Below are 10840 nucleotides of genomic sequence, written 5' to 3'. Positions count from 1 at the left end.
CCGGCGCGCGCGTGGCGCCGGATACGCCGTCGGCCGGCAGGCTCATGGCCCGGCCACCCTTGCGCCACCAGGTGCGCAGATCCTTCAGCCAGTCCTTGCCGTCGCCCTCGTTATTGCGAGTCTGCTGATACCAGACGGCCAGGGTGCGTTCGGCCGACTGGTCCGGCTTTTCGATCCACACCGCGACATAGGGGCGATGATAGGAGGCGGTGTTCAGACGCGGAATCTCGACCGACACCGTCAGGTCGGCGGCCATGGCGGGCGCAGCGGCGGCGGCCAGGCCGACGGTGGTGATGACGACGGGAAGAAGGCGCATCGAAAAACTCGTCAGTGAATGAAGATCAGGGCGATGACGACAGGGATCAGCAGGCCCAGCGCCGCCAGCGGCCAGGTCGAGGGCCGACCCTTGGCGTGCAGGAACATCAGGCCCAGGCCCGTGACGGCGAAGATGACGCAGGCCGCCGCGAAGACGTCGATGAACCAGAACCAGACCACGCCGGCGTTGCGGCCCTTGTGCAGATCGTTGAGGTAGGCGATCCAGCCGCGCGTGGTCTTCTCGTGCAGGGTCTCGCCGGTCGAACGGTCGATGGTGACCCATCCGTCGCCGCCAGGCATGGCCAACGCGACATAGACCTCTTCCGCGGTCGTCTCGGTCGGCTTGCCGGCGATCTCGACCTTGAGCGCCTCGGACGCCCACCGCGCGACAGCGTCGGGGACAGGATCGGTCGTCTCCTGCGGGAAGCTCGCCAGCCGCTGCAGCAGGGGCGCCGGCAAGGTCGCAGTCTGTTCGACCGTCACCGGATCGCCGGGGATCGAGGCCGCATGGTTCAGGGTGATGCCGGTGACCGCGAACAGGATCATGCCGACCAGGCTGACCGCCGCGGAAATCCAGTGCCAGCTATGCAGCTGCTTCAGCCAGAACGACCGTGCGCCGTTCAGCGCCGCCTTGGGTTTGGGCCCCTTGGCTGCGGTTTCGGCCTGACGCTGTGTGGCGAGTTCGGTCACGGGCTCGCTGTGCCATTGTTGCGAACGGGTTGCAATAGCATTTAGCGGCGTGGTGGCGCCTTGGGTGTCAGACCTCGGTCCAGCGCCGCAGCAGATTGTGATAGACGCCGGTCAATTCGATCACCGCCTGATCCTTCGGTCCCCTCTCGGTCGCCACGCGCTGGGTGGCGATGTCCAGACGGAACAGGGTCTCGCGATTAGAGTCATCGCGGACCAGGCTCTGCATCCACATGAAGGACGACACCCGCGCGCCACGCGTCACCGGCGTGACCCGGTGCAGGCTCTTGGAGGGATAGAGGACTAGATCGCCGGCTGGCAGCTTGATCGCCTGGGACCCGTACATCTCCTCGATGATCAATTCGCCGCCGTCGTAGTCCTCTGGCTCAGACAGGAACAAGGTCGCCGACAGGTCGCTGCGAATGCGGATCGCCCCGCTAGTGCGGGACTGGCGGATGGCGTTGTCGACGTGCAGGCCGAACTGGTCGCCGCCTTCGTAGCGGTTGAACAGGGGCGGAAAGATCGTGTGCGGCAGGGCCGCCGCCACAAACATCGGATTGGCGTTCAGCGCCTGGACAACTAGGGCCGAGACCTCTTTCGCCACGTCCGACTCTTCGGGCAGTTGAAGATTCTTCTTCGCCGTCGCCGATTGATGGCCCGAGGTGGCGTTGCCGTCCGCCCACGGCCCGGCGTCCAGCCGCGCCCGCAGAGCCGCGACCTCGGCCTTGGAGAAAACTTCAGGAATCTGCAGCAACACGGGCGTTCTCGCTGAAAGACGAAACGGCCCCGCGGGGGATCGCGGGGCCGTCAGACTAGGCCGGGGAAACGGCCTTTAGAAGCGCATGTTCAGGGCCAGGATGGCCTGGCGACCTGCGGCCACGTCGGCGTGGTGAATACCGTTGGTGCGCATGATGTATTCCTCGTCCGTCGCATTCTTGACGTTCAGCTGAAGCGTCGCGCGATCCGTCAGATCATAGGCGGCGAAGGCGTCCACGCGGGTCCATTCGGGCGCATAGATGCGGTTGTTCCCGCCGCCCGCGCCGCCCTGGTTCCCGCCCAGAGATTTGGACGTGTAGTAGACGCCGCCGCCGACCGTCAGCCGGGGCAGGACGCGATAGGTGGTGAACAGGCTGGCGCTGTGCTTGGGCGTGTTGGCCAGCGGCAGGCCTTGCAGCGGATTGACGGTTGCGACCGGCGGTGTGCCCGACACGACCACGGCCGCCTTGGTCAGTTCGGAGTCCATGTAGGTATAGCCGCCGAACACGGTCCACTTCGGCGTGATGCTGCCTGACACGCCCAGCTCGAAGCCGTTGACCTCCACCTCGCCTTCCTGACGGAAGATGTTGGGCTCGACCAGGATCAGGGCGTTCTTGCGTGTCAGGTGGAAGGCGGCCGCCGACAGGGCGAGACGGTCGTTCAAGACATTGGCCTTGGCGCCGATCTCGAAGCTTTCGGTGTCTTCCGGATCCAGAACGGTGTTGGCGACGCCATTGACCGTGCCCGTACCGCCCGAGGCGTTCTGGTCGCCCGCCGAAATGGTCGGCGGCGTCGAAGAGGTGGACCAGGACGCATAGACGCTGCTGTCCTGCGTCGGCTTGAACACCAGACCGACCTGATAGTTGGTGAACTTCCAGGTCTGTTCCGGCACAGCCGTATAGCCGGTCGTGGTCCAAACCCCTGCCGACTGGGTCGCGGTCGCATTGACGCCCCTGACCGTATATTGGTCCCAGCGAACGCCCAGGTTCAGGATCAGTCGCTCGGTCAGGGTGATGCTGTCGTTCGCATAGACGCCGATGGCCTCGGTCGTATTCGAACTGGTGGGGCCGCGGTTGATCACGCCGGCCCAGGCGTCGTCGGGGTTGGGGTTGTAGACCGGGGTGCAGTCGCCGGCGCCCAGCGCCCCGGCCGCGGTCGGATACGACCCGGTGACGGTCGTCAGACCGGTCGGACAGGCCGAGCCCGAGGTGGTGTAGGTCGAATAGGAGGCGTTCTTGTTGTGCTCGCGCGACAACTCCACGCCGACGTCATAGCTGTGCTTGATCGAACCGGTGGCGAACTGGCCGAAGACATCCGTCACATTGGCCAGTGTGGTGACCGGGTTCCAGCGGGTCTTGGTGCCCCGCTTCATCCAGTAGGTCCCGTCCGCCGCGCGTCCGACATAGCCGCCGTCGCCGGGGTTGGTGACGATGTAGTCGTTCAGCGTCTGCGAATAGCGGCTGACGTTGCGGATCGTGGCGAAATCGTTGAGGCGATGCTCGGCCTTGAAGGTGAACGCATCGACCTCATTGGTCAGGTAGTCGCGCGCCTTCAGCCCATAGAAGCTGTCATAGGGCACATCCAGAACGCCGCTGTCGGTCGTGCGCGACTGGATCTTGGTGAACAGCGGAATGCCGTAGTCTGGCATCTGGTCGCTGGTCAGATGATAGTAGCTGAAGACCATCGACGACGGCGTGCCCAGACCGGCGCCCAGGCTGATGGCCGCACCCCATTTATCGTAGTCCACGGCGTCGCGACCCGGGACGTCGCCCTGGGCGCCCATCAGGTTGATGCGCAGGGCGGCGGTCTCGCCCAGCGGCAGGTTCGCGTCAACCGTGCCGCGCAGATAGCCGTCGGTGCCCGCGCCCGCGCTGACATTGGTGAAGGTGTTCAGCTTGGGCGATTTGGAGGCCAGATTGATGCTGCCGCCGCCCGAGCCGCGTCCCGAATAGACGGCGTCCGGCCCCTTGATGACCTCAACCTGCTCCAGGTTGAAGACCTCGCGCTGCTGGCCGCCCGTATCGCGGATGCCGTCCACGAAGATGTTGTTGCCCGACGACTGGCCCCGGATGAAGGGACGGTCGGCCAGAGGCTGACCGCCCTCGCCTGCCCCGAAGGTGATGCCGGGGGAGTTGGACAGCAGGTCCTGCAAGGACGAGGCCGAGGTCTGTTCGATGATGGCCTGGGGGATGACCGTCACGGCGCGCGGCGTAGCCACCAGGGGCGCGACGAACTCGGGGCTGACGGGGGCCGGCTTCTTGAACTGACCGTTGACGTCGATCGTGCCCAGATTGGCGGGCTGGGACTGCTCGGCCGTGACGACCACGCCGTCCTCGGCGGTTACGTCAGCGGCGATGGCAGGGGCGGCGACCAGTATGCCGGCGGCGCTGGAGGCAAACAGAAGCGAGCGGAGCGCGGCGGCGCGGGATTCGGACATAGTCTTGCGACCTTTTGGTCTGATTTTGCGATGCGCTCGCAATAACCAGCTCCACAGGAAGGCACAAGACAATTGCGAACAAATCGCAATCTTAATTAGCCGACTGCGCTGATGCTCCTCTGCGGCGCCGACGTATCCAAATCCAGCCAGGTCGGATCGGGCATGGCGCGGTGGGCGGCGGCCAGGGCTTCGGACCAACGCCGGCCCAGATCACGGAAATAGGGATCATCCGCCTCGATGCGCCGCGCCGTGCCGGTCAGCTGGTCGCGCGGCATGACGATCAGGTCCAGCGGCGGGCCGACGGCGATGTTGGAGCGGATGGTCGAATCGAACGAGATCAGCCCCAGCTTCACCGCCTCGGACAGGGAGGTGGAGCTGTGCAGGGCGCGGTCCAGAATGGGCTTGCCGTATTTCAGCTCGCCGATCTGCAGATAAGGCGTATCGGGCCCGCACTCGATGAAGTTGCCCTGCCCGTAGATCAGATACAGCCCCATCTTGCCGCCGGCGATCTGACCGCCCAGCAGCATGGAGGCGGTGACGTTCAGCCCGTCGGCGGTCGGCGTCGGCGGCGTGTTGATGCTGGCGCGCACGCTGGCCATCGCATGACCGAGAAGCTGGGCGGCGCGGAAAAGGGTCGGGGCGGTCTGTAGCGTTTCAAGCTCGGTGGAGTCCGGCAGTTTGACCCCGGCTGCGACCATGGCCAGCGCCGTCTGGGTGACCGACAGATTGCCCGCCGTCGCGACCGCCAGGATGCGCTCGCCCGGCGACTTGTAGATGTGCAGTTTGCGATAGGACGAGATGTTGTCCACGCCCGCATTGGTGCGCGTGTCGGCGATCATCGCCAACCCATCGTCCACCAGCATGCCTACGCAATAGGTCACTTCGCTCTATTCGCTCCCCGCATTGCGAATCCACAGACGCTAACAGATTCGCGCGTCATGCCTATCGGGGCCATCCACTGGATTGCAGTTGTTGCTGGCTCTGTTGCACCGGCCGCACATTCAAGGCGACGGTCAGTTGCTCCTGGCCGCCGCCATAGCTCGTGCCCCGGATCGGGGTGGCGCCGCGCGCATCCAGGCCGACCGCGACCCGGACATAGTGTTCGGTCGGGCAGATACCGTTGGCCGGATCGAACCCGACCCAGCCCAGATTCTCGACCCAGGCCTCGGCCCAGGCATGGGCGGCGTCCTGATCGTGGCGTCCGTCCTGGCGGCTGAGGTGGCCCGAAACATAGCGGGCCGGCACGCCGAGCAGGCGTGCGGCCGAGATGAAGATTTGCGAATGGTCCTGACAGACGCCGCGCTTCTGAGCAAAGGCCTCGGCGGCGGTGTGGGAGGCGGAGGTCGAGCCGACCTCGAACGCCACCGTATCCTTCAGCGCGCCCATCAACTGATGCATCCGGCCCAGCGTCGCGCCCTCAGGAATGGAGCGGGCGAAATCGACGATACCGGCGTCGGCCTTGGTCATCGAGGTGTCGCGCAGATAGACGATGGGCGACAGGCGCTCGGCCTGTCCCTTCACGACGCCGCCCGTCTCGACGGTCGAGACCTCGCCGGTCACGCGGATGGTCAGGGCGTCGGTCGGCCGCTCGGTGTAGAGGCTGTGAACGATGTTGCCGAACGCGTCCTCGCTGCGCCGCAGCCGGGCGTCCACATCGGTTTCGATCCGCCAGTCGCGGACCTGCTGGCTTTCGCACGACTTGGGCGTCAGGCGCAGCATCTGGACGATGAACCGCGCGGGCCGGGCGTAGGCGTAGCGGGTGGAGTGATCGATCCGGATCCGCATGGTCAGACCAGATACTGTTCGTGGACGGCCGCGGCCAAGGCGTTGTTCTCGTTCAGGAAGCCCTGAATGTATTCGTGCAGGCCGGACTGGAAGATGTCCTCGATCTTGGCCTCGTTGAACTGGCTGAGGCGGTTGGAGGCCAATCGCTGCGCGGGTCCGCGTCTTCCGTAATCGGTCGCCAACTTCTCCAGATAGCTGACGATCATGCCCTGGCACGAGGCGAGCGAGCGCGGCATCTGGCGGTTCAGCACCAGGAGGTCCGCCACCAGCCAAGGCCGCACGCTTTCGCGGTAAACCCAGCGATAGGCGGTCAATGCCGAAACCTCGCGCAGAAGGGTCGTCCACTGGAAGTAGTCTAGTTGCCCCCCCACCCGTTCGCCGGGCGGCAGCAGCAGGTGATATTTCACGTCGAGCAGACGCGCGGTGTTGTCGGCCCGCTCAATCGCCATGCCAAGTCGCAGGAACCAGTAGGCGTCGTTGCGCAGCATGGTCCGCGACGAGGCGCCTTCGACCGCCAGGGACGTCGATTTCACAAAGTCGAGGAAGTTGGTGAAGTCGTCGCGCTTGGTCGGTTCGCCCAGCTCGTTCAGACCGTTCCAGGCGCCGTTGATCGCCTCCCACAGTTCGATGGTCAGGGCGGTGCGCACCGAGCGCGCATTGGTCCGCGCCTTGGTGATGCAGGCCTTGATCGAGGTCGGATTGTCGAAGCCGAAGGCCAGATATTCCCGCACGGACTTTTCCGACACGGTCCGGCCGGTCGCATCGAAGCCGGCCTTGACCCCCGACGAGGCGATGGCCCCGGCCCAGGCGGTGACGGCGGCCTGATCTTTCGCCGGCAGGGCGGCGAGACGGATCGCCGCCTCCAGAATGCGGGCGAGAAAGTCCGCCCGCTCCATGTAGCGGCCGGTCCAGTAGAGGCTGTCTGCGGTGCGTGAAAGCATCAGTTGTCCAGCACCCAGGTGTCCTTGGTTCCGCCGCCCTGGCTGGAGTTCACCACCAGCGACCCTTCCTTCAGCGCCACCCGCGTCAGGCCGCCGGGCGCGACGCGCACGCCGGCCGGGCTGGACAGGACGAACGGCCTGAGATCGACGTGGCGGGGCGACAGGGCGCCGCCGTTCAGCGTCGGAGCCGTCGACAGGCTCAGCGTCGGCTGGGCGATGAAGTCGTCGGGATCGGCGATCAGCTTGGCGCGGAAATCCTCGATCTCGGCCTTTGTCGAGGTCGGCCCGACCAGCATGCCGTAGCCGCCCGATCCGCCGACTTCCTTGACCACCAGTTCCGGAAGCTTATCCAGCACTTCCTTCAGGGCGTCCGGCTCGCGACAGCGCCAGGTCGGCACGTTCTGCAGGATCGCATCCTCACCCGTGAAGAAGCGGATGATCTCGGGCATGTAGGTATAGACGGCCTTGTCGTCGGCCACGCCCGTCCCGACCGCATTGGCCAAGGTGACTCGTCCCGCGAAATAGGCCGACATCAGCCCCGGCACCCCAATGGTAGAGTTGGGCATGAAGGTCAGGGGGTCGAGGAAGTCGTCGTCGATACGGCGATAGATGACATCGACGCGCTTGGGCCCCTCGGTCGTGCGCATGAAGACCGTGTCGTCATTGACGAACAGGTCCGTGCCCTGAACCAGCTCGACACCCAGCTTGTCGGCCAGGAAGCTGTGCTCATAGTAGGCCGAGTTGAAGGGGCCGGGCGTCAGCACGACGATGGTCGGATCCGCCCCCGCCCCTGCCGGCGCTGAGGCCTGCAGCGAGCGCAGCAGCATGTCGGTGTAGATCTCGACGGGACGCACGGCGTGTTCCGCGAATAGGTCGGGGAACAGCCGCATCATCATCTCGCGGTTCTCCAGCATATAGGAGACGCCCGACGGCGTGCGGCAGTTGTCTTCGAGAACATAGAAGCCGTCCTCACCGGTGCGCACCAGATCGACGCCCGAGATATGGCACCAGACGTCGCCCGGCGGACGACGCCCCTGCATCTCCGGCCGATAGTGCGGATTGGTCAGGATCAGATCGGCCGGGACGATGCCCGCCTTGATGCAGTCCTGCGGCCCATAGATGTCTTTCAGGAAGGCGTTGATGGCGGTGACCCGCTGCTTCAGCCCCTTTTCCAGACCGCCCCACTCGTCCGCACCGATGATGCGCGGCACAACATCGAAGGGGATCAGCCGCTCGTTGGATTCCTCGTCGCCATAGACGGCGAAGGTCACGCCCATGCGACGGAAGAACAGCTCCGCCTGGCGCGAGCGCGCTTGCAGCAGATCGGCCGGCGCGTTTTCCAGCCACGCCGCCAGCGTCTTGTAGCTGTCGCGGATCGCACCCGATCCGCCGCCATTCATTTCGTCGAAAGCTCTCGTCATCCGCCCCCGCCGCGTTGAAGTCGCAGCTTGAACGGTGACGAACGTAAAGCGCAACAGTTTTGTTGCACTGCGGCGACGCCTTATCCGACGGCCACCGCCTTCATCGACACCGCCGGATCGGCCAGCTTGTCCACGTCCACAGGCGTCGCCTTGGCGATCAACTGCTTGCCGGCCATGAACTCGGGCGGAGCGTTGACGGCCTCGACGCAGACGATGCGGTCGCCGTTCAGATGGAAGACCGCAAAGCCCGACGCCGTCGGATCGCCACGCACCACCTGTCGGTCGACGTCGAACGGCAGGCCGGCGATCTGAAGCTTGACGTCATACTGGTCAGACCAGAACCACGGCACTTCGGGCGTGGGTCCGGCCCGTCCGACGATGGCCGCGGCCGCCTGTTTGGCCTGCTCCAGGGCGTTGGGCACGCTTTCCAGCCGATGATGCACGCCGCCATGGACCGGAATGGGTCGTCGGGTCATGTCGCCGATGGCGAAGATCGCCGGGTCGCTGGTGCGCGCCTCAGCGTCCACCACCAAGCCGTCGTCGCAGGTCAGGCCGGCAGATCGCGCCAGGGCGTCGCAAGCCAGGGCGCCGACCCCCACCAACACCGCATCCGCCGACACCACCGATCCGTCGGCCAGGCTCACGCCGTCGCGGGCCACAGCGACCACCTCAGCGTCGGTCAGGAATTCGACGCCGTGCGCCCGGTGCTGCGCCGTGAAGAAGGTCGACAAGGTCTCGGACGCCACCCGGGCCAAAACGCGCGACGCGCGCTCGATCACCACCGCCTCGGCGCCCAGGGCCCGCGCCGACGCCGCGGCCTCCAGCCCCACATAGCCGCCGCCGACGACCGCCAGACGCTTGCCGGGCCCGAGGACAGCCTTCAGTCGCTCGGCGTCCTTCATCGTGCGGAGTTCCAGCAGATCGGGATGGTCCCCGCCCGGAACCGGCAGCTTGCGCGCCGTCGATCCGGTCGCCAGCACAAGAATGTCGTAGGTTTCCGACGACCCGTCGTGGAAGGCTACCGTCTTCGCTGCCGGATCCACCGAGACGGCGACCGTCGAGGGCCGGAAGTCGATGTTCTGCTCGGCGTAGAAGCTCAGAGGCCGCAGCAGCAGCGCCTCCAGATCCGCCTCCCCCTTCAGCCAGGCCTTGGACAAGGGCGGCCGCTGATACGGCGGCGCATCCTCTTCCCCCGCCAGCACGATGGGGCCTTCATGCCCATACTGCCGCAGGAAAGCCGCGACAGAGCCGCCAGCGTGCCCGGCGCCGATGATGAGAACCTTGGTCATGACGACGCAGATAGTGCGCCACGCACGATCTGTCTCCTCCCCCTTGACCGTTCCACCGTTACAGCATAGTGGAACGCGCATGACGACCCCGCCCGCCCGTGACGCCCTGCATGACGCCCTGTTGTCGATGCAGACGCGCGCTGAGATCGACGCCTTTCTGGCCGATCTTTGCACGCCTGCGGAACTGCGCGCCTTCTCCGAGCGCTGGCAGGTCGCGCGCCTGCTCGACGCCGGCGGCAAATCCTATCGCGAGATCGCCGCAGAGGCCCATGCCAGCCCCACCACCGTCGTTCGCGTCGCCCGCTATCTGAAAGACATGCCGCATCAGGGCTATCGCCTCGCCCTGGACCGCCTGAAGAACAAGAACTGAGTATCCGAATATGAGCACCGTGCAGGGCCGGCTTCGCATCGCCGTCCAGAAATCCGGCCGTCTGGCCGACCGCAGCCTCGACCTGATCCGCGACGCGGGCCTGAAATGGGTCAAGGGTCACAACGACCTGCTGTACCGGGTCGAGAACTATCCGATCGACCTGCTGCGCGTCCGCGACGACGACATTCCCACCTTCGTGGCGGACGGCGTCTGCGACCTGGGCATTGTCGGCGAGAACGTGCTGGAGGAGGGCCGCAACGGCGGGCCGAACGCCTCGATCGTCATGCCGCTGGGCTTCGGTCGCTGCACGCTCAAGATCGGAACGCCTCCGACCCTGGCCTACGACGGCCCGGCCTCGCTGGACGGGCTGCGCATCGCCACCTCCTATCCTAAAATCCTGCGCCGCTTCCTCGACGAACGCGGGGTCAAGGCCGACATCGTGGTCATGCGCGGCGCCGTCGAGGTCGCCCCCCGGCTGAAACTGGCCGCCGCCATCTGCGACCTGGTCTCGACCGGCGCGACGCTGGAGGCCAACGGCCTGGGCGCCAAGGATACGGTTCTGGAAAGCCAGGCCGTGCTGATCCAGTCGCCCGTCGCGCCCGAGCCCGCGTTGCAGCAGCTGTTGGACAGCGTCATCGAGCGGATGGCGGGCGTGGTGTCCTCGCAAGGCGCCAAATACGTCATGCTGAACGCCCCGCGCTCGGCGCTGGACGAAATCACCGCCATCCTGCCTGGCGCCGGCTCGCCGACCGTCATGCCCCTCATGGGCCGCGACGACGCTGTCGCCGTCCACGCCGTCTGCCAGGAAGCCGTCTTCTGGGAGACCTTGGAGAAGCTGA

The 10840-nt window shown here is 66.0% G+C and carries 11 protein-coding genes; 2 read left to right on the top strand and 9 right to left on the bottom strand.

The window, feature by feature from the left end:
* From RT123_RS05230 to RT123_RS05190, 9 genes are all read right to left on the bottom strand, one after another.
* Positions 1 to 316, bottom strand: a 316-nt coding sequence (locus RT123_RS05230) for a DUF2271 domain-containing protein (protein WP_313008202.1), incomplete at its 3' end; no start/stop codon positions are given.
* An 11-nt stretch (positions 317 to 327) separates the two neighbouring features.
* Positions 328 to 1005: a PepSY-associated TM helix domain-containing protein gene (locus RT123_RS05225; RefSeq protein WP_371929713.1), complete on the bottom strand. Its 678-nt coding sequence runs from the start codon at positions 1003 to 1005 to the stop codon at positions 328 to 330.
* Positions 1006 to 1072: 67 nt separating this feature from the next.
* The gene (locus RT123_RS05220; RefSeq protein ID WP_313008200.1) at positions 1073 to 1759 is read right to left on the bottom strand and encodes a Fe2+-dependent dioxygenase; all 687 of its coding nucleotides are present in this window, start codon (positions 1757 to 1759) and stop codon (positions 1073 to 1075) included.
* A 75-nt stretch (positions 1760 to 1834) separates the two neighbouring features.
* Positions 1835 to 4195: a TonB-dependent receptor domain-containing protein gene (locus RT123_RS05215; protein WP_313008199.1), complete on the bottom strand. Its 2361-nt coding sequence runs from the start codon at positions 4193 to 4195 to the stop codon at positions 1835 to 1837.
* Between the two features lie 95 nt (positions 4196 to 4290).
* The gene (locus RT123_RS05210; protein WP_313008197.1) at positions 4291 to 5076 is read right to left on the bottom strand and encodes a peptidase; all 786 of its coding nucleotides are present in this window, start codon (positions 5074 to 5076) and stop codon (positions 4291 to 4293) included.
* Positions 5077 to 5137: 61 nt separating this feature from the next.
* Entirely contained in the window at positions 5138 to 5980 is an 843-nt protein-coding gene (locus RT123_RS05205; protein ID WP_313008196.1) for a transglutaminase family protein, read from the bottom strand.
* Positions 5981 to 5982: 2 nt separating this feature from the next.
* A complete protein-coding gene (locus RT123_RS05200) occupies positions 5983 to 6921 on the bottom strand; it encodes an alpha-E domain-containing protein (RefSeq protein ID WP_039244207.1) in 939 nt (312 codons plus the stop codon).
* Positions 6921 to 8342, bottom strand: a complete 1422-nt coding sequence (locus RT123_RS05195) for a circularly permuted type 2 ATP-grasp protein (protein WP_017504409.1) — start codon at positions 8340 to 8342, stop codon at positions 6921 to 6923. Before RT123_RS05195 ends, RT123_RS05200 begins: the two co-directional genes overlap by 1 nt.
* An 80-nt stretch (positions 8343 to 8422) precedes the next feature.
* Positions 8423 to 9631, bottom strand: a complete 1209-nt coding sequence (locus RT123_RS05190; protein ID WP_313008194.1) for an FAD-dependent oxidoreductase — start codon at positions 9629 to 9631, stop codon at positions 8423 to 8425.
* A 79-nt stretch (positions 9632 to 9710) separates the two neighbouring features.
* Between RT123_RS05190 and RT123_RS05185 the strand changes: the two genes are divergently transcribed.
* Together RT123_RS05185 and hisG are read left to right on the top strand one after the other, a co-directional pair.
* Entirely contained in the window at positions 9711 to 10001 is a 291-nt protein-coding gene (locus RT123_RS05185) for a YerC/YecD family TrpR-related protein (protein WP_313008193.1), read from the top strand.
* 10 nt (positions 10002 to 10011) lie between these two features.
* On the top strand, positions 10012 to 10840 hold an 829-nt coding region (gene hisG / locus RT123_RS05180; protein ID WP_313008191.1), incomplete at its 3' end, for an ATP phosphoribosyltransferase.

This window comes from Brevundimonas vesicularis (assembly GCF_032067225.1).
GTDB classification, from domain to species: Bacteria; Pseudomonadota; Alphaproteobacteria; order Caulobacterales; family Caulobacteraceae; genus Brevundimonas; species Brevundimonas vesicularis_F.
This window is presented reverse-complemented; position numbering and strand designations above follow the sequence as displayed.

What these genes read in the sequence shown, in the direction of transcription:
- RT123_RS05215 (WP_313008199.1), bottom strand. Translation starts at nt 4,195, where the DNA reads ATGTCCGAATCCCGCGCCGCCGCGCTCCGCTCGCTTCTGTTTGCCTCC.
- RT123_RS05205 (WP_313008196.1), bottom strand. Translation starts at nt 5,980, where the DNA reads ATGCGGATCCGGATCGATCACTCCACCCGCTACGCCTACGCCCGGCCC.
- RT123_RS05200 (WP_039244207.1), bottom strand. Translation starts at nt 6,921, where the DNA reads ATGCTTTCACGCACCGCAGACAGCCTCTACTGGACCGGCCGCTACATG.
- RT123_RS05195 (WP_017504409.1), bottom strand. Translation starts at nt 8,342, where the DNA reads ATGACGAGAGCTTTCGACGAAATGAATGGCGGCGGATCGGGTGCGATC.
- RT123_RS05190 (WP_313008194.1), bottom strand. Translation starts at nt 9,631, where the DNA reads ATGACCAAGGTTCTCATCATCGGCGCCGGGCACGCTGGCGGCTCTGTC.
- RT123_RS05185 (WP_313008193.1), top strand. Translation starts at nt 9,711, where the DNA reads ATGACGACCCCGCCCGCCCGTGACGCCCTGCATGACGCCCTGTTGTCG.